Here is an 18,800-nt window from a genome sequence, read left to right as displayed (position 1 = left end):
GCTCCCACACCTGTCGTCAGCATGCCCCTCACGCCGGCCCGAAGTTGCTGAGTGGTGCAGGTCCACCTTCCGCGCTCGAGTGGTGCATGTCTGGCTTCAGTTGAGGAAAGCCCGGAGGGCCTCGGTGGTCTCCGCCGGGGCCTCCTCCGGGAGGTAGTGGTCCGACGGGAGAGCGGCGCCGCGGACGTCGCCGGCGTACGAGCTCCAAGCGTCCAGTACGTCGTACGTCCGCCCGACGAAGCTGGAGGCTCCCCACAACGTCAGAACCGGGCAGCTGAGCGGACTGCCGTACGACGCGTCGTCGTGGACGAGGTCGATAGAGGCGGCCGCTCGGTAGTCCTCGCAGCTGGCATGGATCGCCTCGGGCGTGGAGAAGCAGCGGACGTACTCGGCCATCGCCTCGGGATGGAACGCCGTGCCGCCGTGGTGACGGGACTCCATCCGGGCGCGGATCCAGAACTCGGGATCGCCGCCGATCAGCCGCTCGGGGATGCCGTTGCCCGCGGTCAGGAAGAACCAGTGGTAGTAGCCCTGGGCAAACGTCGCGTCGGCGTGCTCGAAGGTGTAGCGGGTCGGGACGATGTCGAGGACGGCGAGACGGTCGACGGCCTCGGGATGGTCCAGGGCCAGCCGGTGCCCGACCCGACCACCGCGGTCGTGACCGGCGACAGCGAAGCGGTCGAAGCCGAGCGACCGCATGACGAGGAGCTGGTCACGGGCCATCGCGCGCTTGCTGTACGGCGCGTGGTCGGGAGCGCCGGCCGGCTTCGCGCTGTCGCCGTAGCCGCGGAGATCGGTGGCGACGACAGTGTGGGTCTCAGTCAGCGCGGGCGCGACCTCGTGCCAGATCAGGTGGGTCTGCGGATAGCCGTGCAGGAGCAGCAGCGGTGGCCCGCTCCCGGCGACGGCGCAGTTGATCTCGATGCCGTCGGCATCGATCCGGTGGTAGGCGAAACCGTCGAGCTTCATCGTGTGCCCACTGCGTCGAGCACGGCCTGCGTGAAGGTCGTCGTGGTCGCCGTCCCGCCGAGATCCGGCGTCCGTACCTCCCGAGCCGCCAGTACGGCGGCGATCGCGTTCTCCACCTCCGCGGCGGCCTCCGGATGCCCGAGGTGGTCGAGCATCATCGCCGCGGTCCAGATCGCGCCGATCGGGTTCGCGATCCCGCGCCCGGCGATGTCGGGCGCGGACCCGTGCACGGGCTCGAACATCGACGGGAAGTCGCGCGCCGGGTTCAGGTTCGCGGCCGGTGCGATACCGATGCCTCCGGCAACTGCCGCGGCCAGGTCGCTGAGGATGTCGCCGAACAGGTTCGAGGCCACGATCACGTCGAAGCGCGCGGGATCGAGCACGAGTTTCGCGCTCAGCGCGTCGATGTGCTCCTGGTCCCAGCGCAGCGCGGGGTGCAAGGCGGTGCGCTCGGCAACGATCTCGTCCCAGAACGGCATCGTGTGCACGATCCCGTTCGACTTGGTCGCCGAGGTCACGTACCCGCCGCGCCGGGTGGTCGCAGTCCCGCCGTGCTCGCTGGGGGTGAAAGCTCCGGCCGGCTCGCTGCGCGTCGACGGCTCCGCCTCGCCGTACCGGCGCCGGCCCTCGGCCAGGTCCAGCCCGAAGTCGACCAGCCGGGTCACCCCCGCGCGGGTGAACACGGCCTGCTGGACCGCGAGCTCGTCCGGGAACCCTCGGCTCATCCGCCCGCCGATCTCGCTGTACTCGCCCTCGACGTTCTCCCGGACGACGACGAAGTCGACCTCACCCGCGACCGCGCCCCGGACCGGGCTGTCGAGGCCGTCGAAGACCCGGATCGGCCGCAGGTTCACGTACTGCTGGAACTGCCGCCGGATCGGGATCAGCAGTCCCCACAGCGACACATGGTCCGGTACGCCGGGAGCGCCGACCGCGCCGAGGAAGATCGCGTCGTGGTCGCGGATCCGGTCCAGGCCGTCGGCCGGCATCATCGCGCCCTCGGCCAGGTACCGCGCGCAGGACCAGTCGAACTCGTCGTACCCGAACGCGATCCCGTGCCGCCGCCCGACGGTGTCGAGGACCGCCAGCGCGGCCGGGACCACCTCGCGGCCGATGCCGTCGCCGGGGATGAGTGCGATCCGCTGTGTCGTCGTCATCCCTCGATCAGACCAGGCCCCGGCGGGCCGGGTCCAAGACCAGTTTCCGACCGGACCGATAGGCCGCGCCTATAAGTTGTCCCGGGCAACCTCGAGGAACGCCTCGGCGGCGGGGGTCAGCGCGGCGGTCCGGCTCGCCAGCGAGAGGTGCAGGTACGCCGCCGGCTCCAGCAACGACACGATCGCGCCCGCCTGCCGGGCCAGCGTCGCCCACGAGTCGGTCAGGACGGCGTACCCGACGCCGCCGAGCACGAGCGGCAGGATCGCCTCGCGGTGCTCGGACTCGACCACGGCGGTCACGTCGATCCCGTCCGCCTGGATCTCGTCGACCAGCCGCCGCATCCCCGTCCCCGTCTGCCCGACAATCAGGCGGCAGCCGCGCAGCGCCTCACGGCGTACCGGGCCTCCGTCGGGGAACGGTGAGTCGGGCGGCGAGATCAGGACGAACCGCTGCACACCGGCCGGCTCCAGCCGTACGCCGGCCGCTTTCGCGGGCACGGCGGTCCCCAGCAGGCCGAGCTCGGTCACGCCCGAGCGCACCAGCTCCAGTACGACGTCCGCCGTCGGCGCCGCGCGGATACCGACCGAGAGCCCGGGATAGGCCCGGGTGAACGCGCCGATGATGCTGCTCAGCGGCTCGACGGTCTGCGACGGCATGGCGGCGATCTCCACCCGCCCGGCCTGCAGCCCGGCGGTCGACTCCACGCTCGCGCGGGCCGATGCGATCCCGCGGACCACCTGGCGGGCCGGCTCGATCAGCGCCTGACCGGCCGGAGTCAGCACCACCCGCCGGCCGACCCGGTGGAACAGGTCGCTGCCGAGGTCGCGCTCCAGCGTCCGGATCGCCTGCGACAGCGACGGCTGCGCGATCCGCAACGCCTGCGCGGCCCGGCTGACGCCGCCCTCGTCGACCACCGCGAGGAAGTACTCCAACTGCCGCGCGTCCACGCCGCTCACCTCCGCTCGGCCCTCACCGTAGTCCGCGCGGCAGGACGCCGGACGCGCCCGTTCCGGACGGTCCCCTCCGTTTTTTCCCGAAGTCAGGAAGCATCGGCGACGGCCCGGTGTTGACAGCTCACTGAAGGCAACGAGAGGACACCTTGATGGACATCGGTCTGCAGATCCCAGACTTCACCTGGCCGAACGGCCCCGGCGCGCTCGGACCGGAGCTCGCCGCCGTGGCCCGCACCGCGGACCAGGCCGGATTCGGCTACCTCGCCGTGATGGACCACTTCTTCCAGATCGGCGCCGTCGGGCCGGTCGAGAACGACATGCTCGAGGCCTACACGGCGCTCGGGTTCCTGGCCGCGAACACCGAGCGGGCCAAGCTGCTCACGGTCATCACCGGCGTGCACTACCGCGAGCCGGGGCTGCTCGCCAAGGCGGTCACGACGCTGGACGTGCTGTCCGGCGGGCGCGCGATCCTCGGACTCGGTGCGGGCTGGAACGAGGACGAGTCGCGTGGGCTCGGATTCCCGTTCCCGCCGCTGGCCGAGCGGTTCGAGCGGCTCGAGGAGACCGTGCAGTACGTGCTGAAGATGTGGTCCGACGACGAGAGCGCGTTCGAGGGCAAGCACTACCAGGCCACGCGGCTGCTCAACTCGCCGCAGGCGCTCAGCACGCCGCACCCGCCGCTCATGATCGGTGGCGGCGGCGAGAAGAAGACGCTGAGGCTCGTCGCGAAGTACGCCGACGCGTGCAATCTGTTCAACACCCCCGAGCTGGAGCACAAGCTCGACGTCCTGAAGCGGCACTGCGAGACCGAGGGCCGCGACTACGACGAGATCACCAAGACGGTGTACCAGCCGCTGGACACCGGCGAGAAGGGCGAGAAGACCCAGGAGCTGATCGACGAGCTCGGTCGCCTGCACGGTCTGGGGATCCAGGTCGCGCTCGGGTTCGTCCCGGACGTGCAGAAGCTGGACGGCCTGGAGCGCATCGGCGCCGACGTCATCCCGGTCGCCGCGGCCTTCTGACCCGTACGACGCCGAACCGCAGCGTCCGAAGAACCCGCATGCGTCCGAAGAAGAGTGCGCTATAGCCTCGGGTTCTTCGGACGCATGCGGGTTCTTCGGACGCTAGCGGCCGGCCCAGCCGCGGGTCAGGCGGCGAAGGTGGCGACGCCGATCCGTCCGCCGTCGACGTCCAGCGTCGTGGCGTGCACGAACTTCGCCTCGTCGCTCGCCAGGAACACCGCCGCCCGCGCGATGTCGTCCGGATGCCCGACGTCACCACCCGGCGTACCGGCCATCATCCCCGCGGCCGGGTGATCCGCCATCGTGTGCACGACCCCCGGCGAGATCGCGTTGACCCGTACGCCGGACGCCCCGAACTCCGCCGACCACGCCCGCGTCAGCGTCTCCAGCGCCCCCTTCGACGCGGCGTACGCCGTACCACCCCGGACGCCGAGCCGCGCGACCCACGACCCCAGGTTGACGATCGTCCCGCCGCCCGCGGCGGCCATCGCCGGCGCGATCGTCGCGACCAGGAAGAACGGCGCCTTCACGTTCACCGCGTACACGGTGTCGAACGCGGCCTCGTCGATGGTCGTCGTCCCGGCGCCGTCGAGCGCGCCCGCGTTGTTGACCAGGATGTCGATCCGCCCGCCCAGGACGGCGGTCGCCTGCTCAGCCAGCTGTTGCGCGGCCGCGGGGGAGCCGTCGAGGTCGGCGGCGACGAAGTCCGCCTTCCCGCCGGCCGCGCGGATCTCCGCGACGACCGCCTCGCCACGCTCGGCGTTGCGGCCGGTGACCACGACGTGCGCCCCCTCGGCGCCGTACGCGACCGCGATCGCCCTGCCGATGTTGCTGGTGGCCCCGGTGACCAGGGCCGTCCTGCCTGCCAGACGCATGGCAGCTGCTCCTTCGCTCAAGAATGGACTGATGAGTCCAAAGTAGCACGCAGAATGGACCCATCGGTCCAAAGGGGTTCGCCAGTAGGCTGAGGGTATGGAGGAGCGTGTGCTGACCGCGAAAGGCGCCGCGACGCGGCAGCGGATCGTCGACGGCGCCGCACTGCTGATCCGTGAGCAGGGCGTGGTGAACGTCGGGCTCGACGACATCCGGGCCGCGACGGCGACGAGCAAGAGCCAGTTGTTCCACTACTTCCCCGAGGGCAAGGCCGACCTGATGCTGGCGGTCGCGCGCCGCGAGGCCGAGCAGGTGATCGCGGAGCAGATGCCGCAGCTCGGCGACCTCACCACCTGGCGCAAGTGGCAGGCGTGGCGACGGCGCGTGCTCAAGATGTACGACGAACAGCGCGACGGCTGCGCGCTGTCGGCCCTGGTCGGGCAGCTCGGTCTGGGCGACGCGACGACCCGTCAGATCGTCGGCGACCTGCTCGACCGCTGGCTGGAGTACCTGGTCGACGGCGTCGAGGCGCTGCGCGCGTCAGGCGAGATCGACCGGTCCGTCGACCCGGTGAGGGCGGCGACCGCCATCCTCACCGCGGTCAACGGCGGCGCCACCATGCTGGTCGCCACCGACCGCATCACCTACCTGGAGACGGCACTGACCGAGGCGATCGACGACCTGCGTCGTCCGCGCTAGCTCTTCTGCTCGCGCCACTCCCGCTCGAACGGCAGCCGCCAGGCCCGCGGCGCGATCAACTGGTGGATCGCGTTCGGTCCCCAGGTGCCCGGCGCGTACGGCTTGACCGGCGGCGGGTCCTCGAGCAGGAGTGTCGAGTTCTCCCACAGCGACTCGATGCCCTCGGCGGTCGTGAACAGCGTGTGATCCCCGCGCATCGCGTCGAGGATCAACCGCTCGTACGCCTCCAGTACGTCGGCCGCCGACTCCGTCTCCTGTGTCGAGAACTGCATCGACAGCTTCTCCAGCCGCATCCCCGGCCCGGGGCGCTTGCCGTAGAACGACAGCGACACCCGCGACGAGTCGGCCAGGTCGAAGGTCAGGTGGTCCGGACCCTGCGCCCCGACACCCGAGCCGGCCGGGAACATCGTCTTCGGTGCCTCCTTGAAGGCGATCGAGATGATCCGCATCCCCTCGGCCATCTTCTTGCCGGTCCGCAGGTAGAACGGCACGCCGGCCCAGCGCCAGTTGTCGATCCCGACCTTCATCGCGATGAACGTCTCGGTGTCGGAGTCCGGCGCGACGCCGTCCTCGGTGCGGTACCCGCCGTACTGACCGCGGACGACGTCCGTCGGCTGGATCGGCAGCATCGACCGGAAGACCTTGTTCTTCTCCTCCGAGATGGCCCGCGGCTCCAGCGCCGTCGGCGGTTCCATCGCGACGAACGCGAGCACCTGCAGCACGTGTGTGACGACCATGTCCTTGAACGCGCCGGTCGGCTCGTAGAAGGTGGCCCGCTGGTCGAGCCCGAGCTCCTCGGGGATGTCGATCTGGATGTGGTCGATGAAGTTGCGGTTCCAGATCGGCTCGAACAGCCCGTTGGCGAACCGGAAGGCCAGGATGTTCTGCGCCGCCTCCTTGCCGAGGAAGTGGTCGATCCGGAAGATCTGCGACTCGTCGAAGGTCTCGTGCACGAAGTCGTTCAGCTGGATCGCGGTCTGCAGGTTGTCCCCGAACGGCTTCTCCATCACCACCCGGGCCCGGTCGACCAGGTCGGCGTCGCGCAGCATCTGGATCACCGAGTGCGCGGCCTTCGGCGGCACCGACAGGTAGTGCAGGCGGCAGGCGTCCGGCCCGAGCAGCGTCTCGGCCTCCTTCACCGCGGCCGCCAGCGCGGCCGGCCCGGCGGTGGTCGACACGTAGGTGAGGCGGGTGGAGAACTGCTCCCACTCCTCCTCGGTGATCTTGTGCGTGCCGAAGGTGTCGATCGCCAGTCGCGCGCGGGCCCGGAACTCCTCGGTGGTCAGCTCCTCGGTCGCCGTACCGATGATCCGTACGTCGGGCGCGAACCGGTTCTGCTGCAGGTAGGCCAGTCCCGGCAGCAGCTTCCGCTTGGCCAGGTCGCCGGTGGCCCCGAACAGCACGATGACGTGCGGCGCCAGCGGCTCCAGATCCCGCCGCGACGGCCGCGCGCCGGGCGCTGGGTAGGCGATCGTCTGGCTACGGGAGTCGGGCATTCGGTCCTCCTACGGATCACGCTCACGGCACAGCCACAAACGGATTCAGTGTAGGCATCACAGGTTGCCGATCAGGGCAGGCTCAGGTGACGTTCAGAAGACTTACCGTGTGAGGTGTCCGGGGCGGGTGGGTCTGTTCGTCGGTGGGGTGTGGAGAGGAGTCCGATGAAATACCTGTTGATGATCTGTGGGGACGAGTCGGCCGAGGCGCACGCGCAGGACGGGTGTGGCGGCTGGTCCGAGGAGATGGAGGCCCGTGGGGTCGTCCGTGGTGGCGCGGGGTTGCGGCCGCCGCAGGAGGCAACCACCGTCCGGGTGCGCGACGACGAGCTGCTGCTGACCGACGGGCCGTTCGCGGAGACCAAGGAGCAGATCGGCGGGTTCGTGCTGATCGAGTGCGCGGACCTGGACGAGGCGATCGAGATCGCCGGCAAGCACCCGGCGGCGGCGTACGGGACGATCGAGATCCGCCCGGTGCTGGAGGGACCGTTCGAGTGAGCGTGGCCGACCAGCTGGACCGGGTGTTCCGGGAGGAGTGGGGCCAGGTGTTGGCCACGCTGATCCGGGTCACCGGGGACTGGGAGGTGGCCGAGGAGTGTGTGCAGGAGGCGTTCGCGATCGCGCTGCGGCGCTGGCCGGAGGACGGCGTACCGGACAAGCCAGGCGCCTGGTTGACCACGACGGCCCGGCGGCGGGCGATCGACTGGATGCGGCGTGAGGCGGTCGGGGCCGCGAAGCTGCGAGAGGTGGCGGTGATGGCTGGTGCTGAGGACTGGCCGGAGGAGCCGGAGAGCGTCGTGCAGGACGACCTGCTGCGGCTGATGTTCACCTGCTGCCACCCGGCGCTGGCGATGGAGACACGGGTCGCGCTGACGTTACGGACCCTGGCCGGGCTGACAACGGCGGAGATCGCGCGGGCGTTCCTGGTGGGGGAGGAGGCGATGTCGAAGCGGCTGACCCGAGCCAAGCAGAAGATCAAGCACGCGGGCATCCCGTACCGGGTGCCGCCTGACCACCTGCTGCCTGAGCGGACTCCCGCCGTACTGGCTGTGCTGTACCTGCTCTTCAACGAGGGGTACGCCGCCACTGCCGGCGCCGAGCTCGTACGGGACGGGCTGGCCGCGGAGGCGATCCGCCTGGCACGGCTGCTGGTGCGGCTGATGCCGGACGAGCCGGAGGCGGGCGGACTGCTGGCCCTGATGCTGCTGCACAACGCCCGGCGGGACACACGGTCGGCGGGCGGCGTACTGGTCACGCTGGACGAGCAGGACCGCAGCCGCTGGCACCTGGACGAGATCACCGAGGGCACCGACCTGCTGGACGCGGCACTGAATCGACGGCAGCCAGGCCCGTACCAGGTGCAGGCGGCGATCGCCGCCTGCCACGCGACCGCGCCGACGGCTGCTGACACCGACTGGCCGCAGATCGCCGCCCTGTACGCGCAGCTGAAGCAGACGCCGATCGTCAGGCTCAACCGCATCGTTGCCATCGGCATGGCCGACGGCCCAGCGGTCGGACTGAAGCTGCTGGACGACCTGCAAGGCCTCGACGGCTACTACCTGCTCCCGGCGACCCGTGCCGACTTCCTGCGCCGCCTGGGCCGCCAGGCCGAGGCGGCCGACGCCTACCGAGCCGCGCTCGACCTGACCAAGACCGAGGCCGAGCAGACCTACCTGCAACGCCGTCTGGACCAGGTGTCCGTCTAGGCCTCGGCTGTACGTCGATAGGGCATGACCGACGTTCAGACAGCCATCGCCGCCGAGCGCACCGACCTCGTCGCCGTACTCCGCAACCTGTCCGCTGACGACTGGAACCGAACCACCCTGTGCGAGGGGTGGCGGGTCCGCGAGCTCGTGGCCCACATCGTGATGCCGTACCGCTACTCCACCCCACGCGTCCTCAAGGAAATGCTGAAGAGCCGCGGCAACTTCAACCGGATGGCCGACCGCCGAGCCCGCGCCGACGCGGCCGAACTCACCCCGACCGAGCTGACCGACACCCTGGAAGCCAACATCCACCACCAGTGGAAACCCCCGGGCGGCGGCTACGAAGGCGCCCTCTCCCACGACGTCATCCACGGCCTCGACCTCACCGTTGCCCTAGGCATCAACCGCCACGTCCCCCTCGACCGCCTCCGGATCGTCCTCGCCGGCGCCAACCCCAAACACCTGAAGTACTTCGGCGTCGACCTCACCGGCCTTCAACTCCAGGCCACCGACCTCGACTGGACCCTGGGCGCCGGGGAAGTGGTGGAGGACACCGCCGAGAACCTGCTGCTGAGGATCAGCGGGCGGCGTCTGCCCGCCTGAGGGAACAACCGCGCCGCCCGCGGAGTTGTCACAGACGTGCATGGTGAGTACAAGGTCCCCGGTGGCAAGCTCGTGGTGGCCGATCTCGAGGTTCTCGGCGAGACGGTGCTGCGGGCGCAGATCAGTGGGGACTTCTTCCTCGAGCCCGATGACGCGCTGCAGCGGATCAACGCGGCGCTGGCCGGTACGCCGACCGATCTGCCCGCGGTCCAGGTGGCTGCGCGGATCAAGGCGGTGCTCGGTGACGGTGTCGAGATGCTCGGGTTCTCGCCGGAGGCGGTCGCGGTCGCCGTACGGCGGGCGCTGACCGGGGCGACCGGCTGGCACGACCATCCGTGGGAGTTCGTGCACGACGTACCGCGGGAGCCCGCGCTGCAGATGGCGATCGACGAGGTGCTGACCGAGCAGGTCGGGTCGGGGGAGCGCCCGCCGACGCTGCGGGTCTGGGAGTGGGCGTCGAACGCGGTGATCATCGGCAGCTTCCAGTCCCTGCACAACGAGGTCGACCTGGACGGCGCGGCCGAGCACGACGTGACCGTCGTCCGCCGGATCAGCGGCGGCGGCGCGATGTTCGTCGAGCCGGGCAACACGATCACGTACTCGCTCTACGTCCCCGAGTCGCTGGTCTCCGGCCTGTCGTACGTCGACTCGTACGCGTTCCTGGACGACTGGGTGATCGGCGCGCTCAACGACCTCGGCATCGACGCGACGTACCAGCCGATCAACGACATCACCTCACCCGCGGGCAAGATCGCGGGCGCGGCGCAGAAGCGTTTCGCCGGTGGCGCGGTGCTGCACCACGTGACGATGGCCTACGACATGGACGCCGGAAAGATGCTGCAGGTGCTGCGGATCGGCCGCGAGAAGCTGTCCGACAAGGGCACCAAGAGCGCGGCCAAACGCGTCGACCCGCTGCGCAGCCAGACCGGCCTCGAGCGCGCCGACGTGATCGACCGGATGGTCGCGTCGTTCCGCGGGCGCTACGGCCTGGCGCCTGGCGAGATCTCCGCGGAGACCGTCGCCGAGGCCGAGCAGCGCGTGGTCGACAAGTTCGGTACCGAGGAATGGCTCAGGCAGGTCCCATGACTGTGCTGATGCCTCGCCTCCGGCTCGGCGGGTCATGGGGCTGAACCTCCTGGCCTTCCCTCGTCGTTCGGTCGCTTCGCTCCCTCTCTCCTCAGTCCAGGCCAGGAGGCCCCATGACCACGGCGTTGCCGCTGACCCGCACGCGGGTGTCACCGTCGCGGAGCTCGACCTCGATCCGGCTCGGCCGGCCGAGGTCGTCACCCTGGCGGAGCAGCAGCGTGACCGGCGCCTTCACCAGCCCGAGCTCGCGCAGGTAGGCCCCGAACGCGGCGGCCGCCGCACCGGTCGCCGGGTCCTCGACGACCCCGCCGACCGGGAACGGGTTGCGCACGTGGAACACCGTCGCCGACTCCCGCCAGACGAGCTGCAGCGTGGTCAGATCGCGCTCCAGCATGTACGCCAGCAGCCGGTCGAAGTCGTAGTCCAGGTCCGCGAGCCGCTCCCGCGTCGACACCGCCAGCACCAGGTGCCGCGCTCCCGCGTAGGCGACGTACGGCGGAAGCTCCGGATCCAGCTCCTCGTCCTTCCAGCCCAGAATGTCGAGCACGTCGGCGACATCGCCCACGGCCTCGACGGACGGCTCGACGCTCGTCAACGTCGCGCGCAGCCCGTCCTCGCCCTGCTCGACCACCACAGGCACCAGCCCGGCCGGCGTCGAGAACGTCACCTCGCCGGGACCGATCTGCTCGGCCAGCGCGACGGCGGTCGCGACCGTCGCGTGCCCGCAGAACGGCACCTCCGCCTGCGGTGAGAAGTAGCGGATCGGCACCACGCCGTCGGCGCCTTCCGGTCCATGGGTCAGGAACGCGCTCTCGGAGTACCCGAGGTCGGCGGCGATCGCCTGCATCGCGTCGTCGCTCAGGTCGGCGGCGTCGAGCACGACGCCGGCGGGATTGCCGCCGGCCGGGTCGGTGGTGAAGGCGGTGTAGCGCAGCACAGTCATGGGCCTATCCAAGCACCGACAGGCTGCGGTCATCAGTGGGTCACGTTCCGGACATGCGGGGCCACTACAAGTTGCTGGTCACCTCAGCGAGGGAGAAGTCGTCATCAGCGAGCCGCTTCGGGTCGTCGTGGTCGCAGAGTCCTACCCGCCCATGGTCAACGGCGTCGCCCACACGGCCCTCCGGGTCACCGAGCACCTTGTACGACGGGGTCACCGCCCGCTGGTCGTGGCTCCGGCCGCGCCACCGCAGTACGGGCGGGCCAAGGACGAGGTGTGCCCGGTCGTCCGCATCCCCGCCGTGTCCTGGCCCGGCTACCCGTCGGTGCGGCTGGTGCTGCCGAGCCGCGAGGTGTCGATGGCGATCACCGCGCACCGGCCGGACGTCGTACACCTGTCCAGCCCGGTGCTGCTGGGCGCCCGCGCGATGACCGCCGCCCGGCGCCGGGACCTGCCGACGCTGGCGGTCTACGAGACCGACATGGCGGCGTACTCCAACGCCTACCTGCGCGGACTGCCTGGTGGACCGACAGTGGCGTGGCGGCGCCTCCGGTCGGTGCATGCCGCGGCCGATCGCACCCTGGCGTTGTCAACGGCATCCAAGTTGAGCCTGGAAGCGCAGGGCATCCCCAGGGTCCACATCTGCCCGCACGGCGTGGACTCCGTCCGCTTCCACCCGGGGCACCGTGACGAGGAGCTGCGCCGGATGCTGGCGCCGAACGGCGAGGTGCTGGTCGGGTACGTCGGCCGCCTGGCGCCGGAGAAGCACGTCCAGTTGCTCAGGGCAACCTGTGACCTGCCCGGCGTCCGGGTGGTGGTCGTCGGCGACGGCCCGACCGGCCGGCAGCTCCGGAACGCCTTGCCGAGCGCGGTGTTCCTCGGCCGGCGTACCGGCGCGGACCTGGCGAGCATCTACGCGTCCCTGGACGTCTTCGCCCACACCGGCCCGTTCGAGACCTTCGGCCTCACCGTCCAGGAGGCGATGGCCAGCGGGCTGCCTGTCGTCGCCCCTGCCGCCGGAGGCCCGCTGGACCTGGTCGACCACGGCCGCACCGGCTACCTGGTGCCCCCGCTCGACCAGTACGCCGTACGCGACGCCGTGCGGACCCTGGTCGCGTCCCCTGACCTGCGCGCGTCGTTCGGTAAGGCGGCGCGGGCCACGGCGGTGACGCGCACCTGGGAGGCGGCGGGCGACGTGATCCTGGATCACTACGCAGAGATCCTCAAAACCCGCGGTGTCTCTCAGAAAACACGAAAGGCCCGGGTGAAAACCCAGGCCCTCGGTTACTGATTCTGCGCCCCCGGCAGGATTCGAACCTGCGCACCCGCCTCCGGAGGGCGGTGCTCTATCCCCTGAGCTACGGGGGCTCAGGAACGAGCAGAACAGTATCAGGTGATGTCCTCAGGTCCCGAATCGGGCAGGGGCCGGGATGACCCTGAGTGGTCCCTGGCTCCTCCGCGCGGCGGGATCTTCCCGGGACGGGCGGACGTCATAGTGGTCGTAATGCCACCTACTGAAAGGCAGGCCGACCTCATGGCCTCCACCACTCTGGTTCGTCCGACCCGCGGTCGCTGGCTCGCCGGCGTGTGCGCCGGACTCGCGCGCCGGTTCGGCACCACGCCGAACACCATGCGCCTGATCTTCGTGATCAGCTGCATCCTGCCCGGCCCCCAGTTCCTGATCTACATCGTGCTGTGGTTCCTGATGCCGTCGGAGGACAAGGCCTGACCACCTGCACGACCCCGCGGGCCGCCGTGAAACCCTGCTCCCCATGAGAGCAGGCCGCCGGGTGTTCGCCGCCGTCGTCCTGGCGGTGCTCCCGGTGGTGGCGGCCGGCTGCCAGGTCGGACCGGCGCCGCCCGGTCCGGCCGAGACCCGGGTCGGGCCGCCGCCGTGGGACGCGCCGCGCGACGCGGTCTCCTACATCGACCAGGCCGGGATGGAACGCCTGCCGCTCGATTTCAGCGGCCCGATGCCGTACACGGTGAACCTCGCGCTCACCCTCGACGGCCAGGCGGTGAAGATCCCGGCCGGGATCGGCGTCGACCGGGTCCGCGCCGAGCAGGCCGCGGTGCACACGCACACCGACGACGGCCTGGTGTACGTCGAGGCGAAGACCAAGGCCGAGCGGCCGACGCTGCGCCAGTTCTTCCAGCTCTGGGGCGTCCGGTACGACGCCGAATGCGTCGGCGACGTGTGCGGAACGGTCACGGTCGAGCTGAACGGCCGGCCGGCCTCGTGGGACACCAAGCTGGTCCGGCAGAGCAAGATTCAGGTCACCGTGACCCGGTAGGTCCACCTGATGGAACGCGGGGTGGCAGGAAAGTGGCAGACTGCGGCCGGTGACCCGCCCTTTACGCTTGGCTGAGCGCATGCGAACCAGTACGCCCCTGGCCGCCGCCGTCCTGGCGGTCAGTCTTACCGCAGCCTGTGGCGGCGGGAGCGACACCAGCGCAGGCCCGGCCGGTACGCCGGGTACGCCGCCGCCCGAGGAGACGTCCGCCGTCCCGTCGTCCGCAACCCCGACCGGCCCGTACGCCAAGGACGGGTTCAACTACCCGGCCTGCAAGGACGCCACCTGCGAGATCTACGTCCGCACCGGCACCCGCGTCCCGATGAAGCAGAGCGTGGCCGGTTTCGGAACGCTCGTGGTCAGCAAGGCGACCGCCAGCGGCGTCGACTTCACCGGCGCGAGCCCCGACACCGCCGGCAGCATCGGCCAGCAACCCGGCTACCGGGCGCGGATCGGCAAGCTCGACGTGGTCACGGTCACGGTCAACCAGCGTCATCCCGCGGGCAACGGCGTCGAGACCCTCGCCATCCTGCGCCTGAGCCCCGCCTGACTCGTGGTGCGGGACACGCCTGAGGTGGCGGAGGGTCCCGGCCTGTGGATGGCGAAGGTGGAGGCCGGCACGCGGGCCATTAGGCTGAGCGGGTGACTCCGGAACAGCTCGCTAAGAAGATCCTGCAGGCCCTGACCGCGCTCGTCGACGACGGCACCATCACTGTCGACGGCGGGTTGCCGCGCGAGCTGAAGGTCGAGCGCCCCAAGAACCCCGAGCACGGGGACTACGCCACCAACGTCGCGATGCAGCTGGGCAAGCGGTCGGGGATGAACCCGCGTGCCTTCGCCGAGCTGCTCGCCGCCCGGCTCGGCAGCGACGAGGCGATCACCGCCGTCGAGATCGCCGGCCCGGGCTTCATCAACCTCCGGGTCGCGGCCGATGCCCAGGGCAAGATCGCGCAGTCGATCCTCGACGCCGGGCCGTCGTACGGCGGAAGTGACAGCCTCCAGGGCCAGGCGATCAACCTCGAGTTCATCTCCGCCAACCCGACCGGCCCGCTGCATCTCGGCCACACCCGCTGGGCCGCCGTCGGTGACGCGCTGGCGCGGGTGCTGACCAAGGCCGGCGCGGTGGTCACGCGCGAGTTCTACGTCAACGACCGCGGCGCCCAGATGGACAAGTTCGGCGCCTCGCTGAAGGCGGCCGCGCACGGTCAGCCGATCCCCGAGGACGGCTACCACGGGGAGTACATCGTCGAGCTCGCGCAGCGGATCGTCGACGAGATCCCCTCGATCATGATGATCCCGGACGCCGAGCAGAGCGTCGCCTTCCGCGAGGCCGGGTACGAGCGGCAGCTCAAGGAGCAGCAGGACCAGCTCGAACACTTCCGCACCAAGTTCGACGTCTGGTACTCCGAGCGCAGCCTGCACGAGCAGGACGGCGTCGGCCACGCGATCGAGAAGCTCCGCGCCCAGGGCCATCTGTACGACGACGACGGCGCGCTGTGGATGCGGACGACCGACTTCACCGACGACAAGGACCGGGTGCTGATCCGGTCCAACGGCGAGCCGACGTACTTCGCCTCCGACGCGGCGTACTACGTGAACAAGCGCGAGCGCGGCTTCGAGGTCGCGATCTACCTGCTCGGCGCCGACCACCACGGGTACGTGAACCGCCTGAAGGCGATCGCGGCCTGTGCCGGTGACGACCCGGAGCACAACATCGAGATCCTGATCGGCCAGCTGGTGAAGATCCTCAAAAACGGCGAGGAGATGAAGCTGTCCAAGCGGGCCGGCACCATCGTCACGCTGGCCGAGCTGGTCGAGGAGGGCGGCGTCGACCCTCTGCGGTACACGCTGTGCCGCTACCCGGTCGACTCGCCGCTGACGCTGGACATCGAGGAGATGACCCGGCAGGTCAGCGAGAACCCGGTCTACTACGTGCAGTACGCGCACGCCCGGCTGGCCTCGATCCTGCGCAACGCCGACGACCTGGGCGTCAAGCTGGACGAGTTCGACCCGGGCCTGCTCAGCCACGAGCGCGAGGGCGACCTGCTGCGCGCGCTGGCCGAGTTCCCGCGGATCGTGGCGACGGCGGCCGAGCTGCGCGAGCCGCACCGGATCGCCCGCTACCTGGAGGACACCGCGTCCGCCTTCCACAAGTTCTACGACAGCTGCCGGGTGCTTCCGCGCGGCGACGAGGAGGTGGAGCCGGTGCACAAGGCTCGCCTGACCCTGGTCGGTGCGACCAGGACCGTGCTCGCCAACGGTCTGGACCTGCTCGGCGTCTCCGCTCCGGAGCGGATGTGAGGGCGCACGAGGCGGGCACGCTGCACGCCGACATCGGGCACAAGGCACCGCCCTGGCTGCGGGCGCCCCGCGACGTCAACGACCTGGTCCCGGCCCTGTGGTCCGGCACGGCGAAGAAGACCGCCGAAGGGTCGCTGGTCGTCGGCGGTGTCGACCTCCGCGACCTGGTGGCCGAGCACGGTAGCCCGGCGTACGTGCTGGACGAGGAGGACTTCCGCAGCCGGGCGCGCGCCTTCAAGAGCGCGTTCAAGGACATGGACGTCTACTACGCCGGCAAGGCCTTCCTCTGTACGACGGTCGTCCGCTGGGTGATGGAGGAAGGGCTCAACCTCGACATCTGCAGCGGCGGTGAGCTCGCGGTCGCGCTGCGCGCCGGCGCCGACCCGCAGCGGCTCGGCTTCCACGGCAACAACAAGTCCGTGCCCGAGCTGACCCGCGCGCTGGAGGCCGGCGTCGGCCGGATCATCGTCGACTCGCTGTACGAGATCGACCGGCTGATCGAGCTGGCCGCCGAGCGCGGCCTGGTCGCGCCGGTGATGGTCCGGGTCACCGCCGGCGTCGAGGCGCACACCCACGAGTACATCGCGACTGCGCACGAGGACCAGAAGTTCGGCTTCTCGATCACCTCCGGCGCGGCCTTCGAAGCCGTTGCCAAGGTCAACGAAGCCGCCGAGCTGAAGCTGCTCGGCCTGCACTCGCACATCGGATCACAGATCTTCGACACGGCCGGGTTCGAGCTGGCCGCCAAGCGGCTGATCGCCTTGCACGCAAGGGTTTCCGACGAGCTCGGCGTGGACATGCCCGAGCTCGACCTGGGCGGCGGCTTCGGCATCGCCTACACCACGCAGGACGACCCGGCCGACCCCGCGCAGCTGGCGACCGAGATGACCAAGATCGTCGAGCACGAGTGCCGGGCGTACGAGGTCGAGGTGCCGCGGGTCTCGATCGAGCCCGGGCGCGCGATCGTCGGCCCGGCGGTCTGCACGGTCTACTCGGTCGGCACGGTCAAGGAGGTCACGCTGGACGCCGGCGCCTCCCGCACGTACGTGTCGGTGGACGGCGGCATGAGCGACAACATCCGCACCGCGCTGTACGACGCGGACTACTCCTGCACCCTGGTCAACCGGTACTCCGGCGCCACGCCGACGCTGGCGCGCGTGGTCGGCAAGCACTGCGAGTCCGGCGACATCGTGGTGAAGGACGAGTTCCTGCCCTCCGACGTCGGCCCCGGCGACCTGGTCGCCGTACCGGGGACGGGCGCGTACTGCCGCTCGATGGCGAGCAACTACAACCACGTTCCGCGGCCACCGGTGATCGCGGTCAAGGACGGGCAGACCCGTGTCGTCGTCCGGCGTGAGACCGAGGACGACCTGCTGCTTCTGGACATGGGGGCCGAATGAGCCAGACCGGTAAACCGCTGAAGGTCGCGCTGCTGGGCTGCGGCGTCGTCGGCACCGAGGTCGTTCGCATCCTGACGACGCGCGCCGACGACCTGGCCGCGCGGGTCGGCGCCCCGCTGGAGATCGCGGGCATCGCCGTACGGCGGGGTGGGCGTGAGCGGGACATCGCGGTCGACCCGTCGCTGATCACCACGGACGCCCAGGCGCTGGTCAGCCGCGGTGACCTCGACCTGGTGATCGAGGTGATCGGCGGGCTCGAACCGGCTCGCGGGCTGATCCTGACCGCGCTCGAGCACGGCGCCTCGGTCGTCACGGCGAACAAGGCGCTCCTGGCCGAGGACGGTCCGACGCTGTTCGCCGCCGCCGAGAAGTACGAGCGCGACCTGTACTTCGAGGCCGCCGTGGCCGGCGCGATCCCGATCCTGCGGCCGCTGCGCGAGTCGCTCGCCGGTGACGACGTGACCCGGGTGATGGGCATCGTCAACGGCACGACCAACTACATCCTCGACAAGATGGACTCCACCGGCGCCGGGTTCGACGAGGCGCTGGCCGAGGCGCAGGCGCTCGGGTACGCCGAGGCCGACCCGACCGCCGACATCGAGGGCTTCGACGCGGCCGCGAAGGCCGCACTGCTGGCCAGCCTGGCCTTCCACACCCGGGTCTCGATCGCCGACGTGCACCGCGAGGGCATCACCGAGGTGTCCGCGACCGACATCGCCTCGGCCCGCGAGATGGGCTGCGTGGTGAAGTCGCTGGCGATCTGCGAGCTGGACGAGGCGACCGACTCGGTCAGCGCCCGGGTCTACCCGGCGATGATCCCGCTGAACCACCCGCTGGCCTCGGTCCGGGACGCCTACAACGCCGTGTTCGTGGAATCCAAGGCGGCCGGGCAGCTGATGTTCTATGGTCGTGGTGCCGGCGGCGCCCCGACGGCCAGTGCTGTCCTCGGGGACCTGGTGTCCGCCGCGCGCAACCGGCTCAAGGGAGTGCCGGGGGTCGGCGAGTCGTCGTACACCCAGCGAGCCGTGCGGCCGATGGGCGACGCGATGACCCGCTACCACGTGTCGCTGGACGTGGCCGACAAGGCCGGTGTGCTGGCGGCGGTGGCCCACGCGTTCTCCGAGCACGACGTGTCGATCCAGACCGTCCGCCAGGAGGGCCGGGGCGGTGACGCGCAGCTGGTCGTGGTCACCCACACCGCCACCGACGCCGCGCTGTCGGCCACCGTGGAGACCCTGCGCGACATGGACATCGTGCGTGAAGTCAGCAGTGTGATGCGGGTCGAAGGGGATTGATTCGG

19 protein-coding genes and 1 tRNA gene are annotated in these 18,800 nt (G+C 70.4%); 13 read left to right on the top strand and 7 right to left on the bottom strand.

The features are described 5' to 3' along the window. Positions 1-96 precede the first annotated feature (96 nt). From HDA39_RS17810 to HDA39_RS17800, 3 genes are all read right to left on the bottom strand, one after another. Complete coding sequence (locus tag HDA39_RS17810; RefSeq protein WP_184796402.1) at positions 97-969, bottom strand: alpha/beta fold hydrolase; 873 nt, start codon at positions 967-969, stop codon at positions 97-99. Next, a complete protein-coding gene (locus HDA39_RS17805) occupies positions 966-2,126 on the bottom strand; it encodes an isocitrate/isopropylmalate family dehydrogenase (protein ID WP_184796400.1) in 1,161 nt (386 codons plus the stop codon). The genes HDA39_RS17810 and HDA39_RS17805 overlap by 4 nt, the downstream gene beginning before the upstream one ends. Positions 2,127-2,195: 69 nt before the next feature. Further along, on the bottom strand, positions 2,196-3,074 hold the full coding sequence (locus HDA39_RS17800) for a LysR substrate-binding domain-containing protein (protein ID WP_184796398.1): 879 nt from the start codon (positions 3,072-3,074) through the stop codon (positions 2,196-2,198). A gap of 155 nt (positions 3,075-3,229) precedes the next feature. On the opposite strand from HDA39_RS17800, the gene HDA39_RS17795 reads away from it, so the two are divergent. Continuing rightward, complete coding sequence (locus HDA39_RS17795; RefSeq protein WP_184796396.1) at positions 3,230-4,102, top strand: LLM class F420-dependent oxidoreductase; 873 nt, start codon at positions 3,230-3,232, stop codon at positions 4,100-4,102. Positions 4,103-4,227: 125 nt separating this feature from the next. On the opposite strand, the gene HDA39_RS17790 is transcribed toward HDA39_RS17795, so the two are convergent. Then, positions 4,228-4,977, bottom strand: a complete 750-nt coding sequence (locus tag HDA39_RS17790; RefSeq protein WP_184796394.1) for an SDR family NAD(P)-dependent oxidoreductase — start codon at positions 4,975-4,977, stop codon at positions 4,228-4,230. A 97-nt stretch (positions 4,978-5,074) separates the two neighbouring features. Here HDA39_RS17790 and HDA39_RS17785 point away from each other — a divergent pair, with 97 nt between their 5' ends. Continuing rightward, complete coding sequence (locus tag HDA39_RS17785) at positions 5,075-5,674, top strand: TetR/AcrR family transcriptional regulator (protein WP_184796392.1); 600 nt, start codon at positions 5,075-5,077, stop codon at positions 5,672-5,674. Here HDA39_RS17785 and zwf read toward each other — a convergent pair. After that, positions 5,671-7,170, bottom strand: coding sequence for a glucose-6-phosphate dehydrogenase (gene zwf / locus HDA39_RS17780; protein WP_184796390.1), 1,500 nt, complete (start codon positions 7,168-7,170; stop codon positions 5,671-5,673). The two genes, HDA39_RS17785 and zwf, sit on opposite strands and share 4 nt — an antisense overlap. Positions 7,171-7,335: 165 nt before the next feature. Here zwf and HDA39_RS17775 point away from each other — a divergent pair, with 165 nt between their 5' ends. Genes HDA39_RS17775 through HDA39_RS17760 form a run of 4 tightly spaced genes read left to right on the top strand, consistent with a single transcriptional unit; the run spans position 7,336 to position 10,565 of the window. Beyond that, the gene (locus HDA39_RS17775; protein WP_184796388.1) at positions 7,336-7,668 is read left to right on the top strand and encodes a YciI family protein; all 333 of its coding nucleotides are present in this window, start codon (positions 7,336-7,338) and stop codon (positions 7,666-7,668) included. Continuing rightward, on the top strand, positions 7,665-8,876 hold the full coding sequence (locus tag HDA39_RS17770; RefSeq protein WP_184796386.1) for a sigma-70 family RNA polymerase sigma factor: 1,212 nt from the start codon (positions 7,665-7,667) through the stop codon (positions 8,874-8,876). Before HDA39_RS17775 ends, HDA39_RS17770 begins: the two co-directional genes overlap by 4 nt. Before the next feature lie 24 nt (positions 8,877-8,900). Continuing rightward, the gene (locus HDA39_RS17765; RefSeq protein ID WP_184796384.1) at positions 8,901-9,479 is read left to right on the top strand and encodes a maleylpyruvate isomerase family mycothiol-dependent enzyme; all 579 of its coding nucleotides are present in this window, start codon (positions 8,901-8,903) and stop codon (positions 9,477-9,479) included. Positions 9,480-9,515: 36 nt separating this feature from the next. Beyond that, positions 9,516-10,565, top strand: coding sequence for a lipoate-protein ligase LplAB (locus HDA39_RS17760; protein WP_184796382.1), 1,050 nt, complete (start codon positions 9,516-9,518; stop codon positions 10,563-10,565). Between the two features lie 91 nt (positions 10,566-10,656). On the opposite strand, the gene HDA39_RS17755 is transcribed toward HDA39_RS17760, so the two are convergent. Next, positions 10,657-11,508: a PhzF family phenazine biosynthesis protein gene (locus tag HDA39_RS17755; protein WP_184796380.1), complete on the bottom strand. Its 852-nt coding sequence runs from the start codon at positions 11,506-11,508 to the stop codon at positions 10,657-10,659. 151 nt (positions 11,509-11,659) lie between these two features. Here HDA39_RS17755 and HDA39_RS17750 point away from each other — a divergent pair, with 151 nt between their 5' ends. Further along, a complete protein-coding gene (locus tag HDA39_RS17750) occupies positions 11,660-12,796 on the top strand; it encodes a glycosyltransferase family 4 protein (protein WP_202893029.1) in 1,137 nt (378 codons plus the stop codon). Between the two features lie 5 nt (positions 12,797-12,801). On the opposite strand, the gene HDA39_RS17745 is transcribed toward HDA39_RS17750, so the two are convergent. Then, positions 12,802-12,873 (bottom strand) — tRNA-Arg (locus HDA39_RS17745). Positions 12,874-13,039: 166 nt separating this feature from the next. Between HDA39_RS17745 and HDA39_RS17740 the strand changes: the two genes are divergently transcribed. From HDA39_RS17740 to HDA39_RS17715, 6 genes are all read left to right on the top strand, one after another. Next, complete coding sequence (locus HDA39_RS17740) at positions 13,040-13,234, top strand: PspC domain-containing protein (protein WP_184796376.1); 195 nt, start codon at positions 13,040-13,042, stop codon at positions 13,232-13,234. Positions 13,235-13,277: 43 nt separating this feature from the next. Beyond that, positions 13,278-13,799, top strand: a complete 522-nt coding sequence (locus HDA39_RS17735; protein WP_184796375.1) for a hypothetical protein — start codon at positions 13,278-13,280, stop codon at positions 13,797-13,799. A gap of 79 nt (positions 13,800-13,878) precedes the next feature. Continuing rightward, a complete protein-coding gene (locus HDA39_RS17730; RefSeq protein WP_184796373.1) occupies positions 13,879-14,349 on the top strand; it encodes a hypothetical protein in 471 nt (156 codons plus the stop codon). Positions 14,350-14,441: 92 nt separating this feature from the next. Beyond that, on the top strand, positions 14,442-16,100 hold the full coding sequence (gene argS / locus HDA39_RS17725) for an arginine--tRNA ligase (protein WP_184796371.1): 1,659 nt from the start codon (positions 14,442-14,444) through the stop codon (positions 16,098-16,100). Beyond that, positions 16,097-17,500, top strand: a complete 1,404-nt coding sequence (gene lysA, locus HDA39_RS17720) for a diaminopimelate decarboxylase (protein ID WP_184796369.1) — start codon at positions 16,097-16,099, stop codon at positions 17,498-17,500. Before argS ends, lysA begins: the two co-directional genes overlap by 4 nt. Then, on the top strand, positions 17,497-18,795 hold the full coding sequence (locus tag HDA39_RS17715) for a homoserine dehydrogenase (protein ID WP_184796367.1): 1,299 nt from the start codon (positions 17,497-17,499) through the stop codon (positions 18,793-18,795). Before lysA ends, HDA39_RS17715 begins: the two co-directional genes overlap by 4 nt. Positions 18,796-18,800: the final 5 nt, after the last annotated feature.

The sequence above is a fragment of the Kribbella italica genome (genome assembly GCF_014205135.1).
GTDB classification, from domain to species: domain Bacteria; phylum Actinomycetota; class Actinomycetes; order Propionibacteriales; family Kribbellaceae; genus Kribbella; species Kribbella italica.
This window is presented reverse-complemented; position numbering and strand designations above follow the sequence as displayed.

Coding starts and splice junctions, on each gene's coding strand:
- HDA39_RS17755 (WP_184796380.1), bottom strand. CDS start 11,508: ATGACTGTGCTGCGCTACACCGCCTTCACCACCGACCCGGCCGGCGGC.
- HDA39_RS17805 (WP_184796400.1), bottom strand. CDS start 2,126: ATGACGACGACACAGCGGATCGCACTCATCCCCGGCGACGGCATCGGC.
- HDA39_RS17795 (WP_184796396.1), top strand. CDS start 3,230: ATGGACATCGGTCTGCAGATCCCAGACTTCACCTGGCCGAACGGCCCC.
- HDA39_RS17775 (WP_184796388.1), top strand. CDS start 7,336: ATGAAATACCTGTTGATGATCTGTGGGGACGAGTCGGCCGAGGCGCAC.
- HDA39_RS17715 (WP_184796367.1), top strand. CDS start 17,497: ATGAGCCAGACCGGTAAACCGCTGAAGGTCGCGCTGCTGGGCTGCGGC.
- HDA39_RS17790 (WP_184796394.1), bottom strand. CDS start 4,977: ATGCGTCTGGCAGGCAGGACGGCCCTGGTCACCGGGGCCACCAGCAAC.
- HDA39_RS17740 (WP_184796376.1), top strand. CDS start 13,040: ATGGCCTCCACCACTCTGGTTCGTCCGACCCGCGGTCGCTGGCTCGCC.
- zwf (WP_184796390.1), bottom strand. CDS start 7,170: ATGCCCGACTCCCGTAGCCAGACGATCGCCTACCCAGCGCCCGGCGCG.
- HDA39_RS17785 (WP_184796392.1), top strand. CDS start 5,075: ATGGAGGAGCGTGTGCTGACCGCGAAAGGCGCCGCGACGCGGCAGCGG.
- HDA39_RS17765 (WP_184796384.1), top strand. CDS start 8,901: ATGACCGACGTTCAGACAGCCATCGCCGCCGAGCGCACCGACCTCGTC.
- HDA39_RS17750 (WP_202893029.1), top strand. CDS start 11,660: ATGGTCAACGGCGTCGCCCACACGGCCCTCCGGGTCACCGAGCACCTT.
- HDA39_RS17810 (WP_184796402.1), bottom strand. CDS start 969: ATGAAGCTCGACGGTTTCGCCTACCACCGGATCGATGCCGACGGCATC.
- HDA39_RS17735 (WP_184796375.1), top strand. CDS start 13,278: ATGAGAGCAGGCCGCCGGGTGTTCGCCGCCGTCGTCCTGGCGGTGCTC.
- HDA39_RS17730 (WP_184796373.1), top strand. CDS start 13,879: ATGCGAACCAGTACGCCCCTGGCCGCCGCCGTCCTGGCGGTCAGTCTT.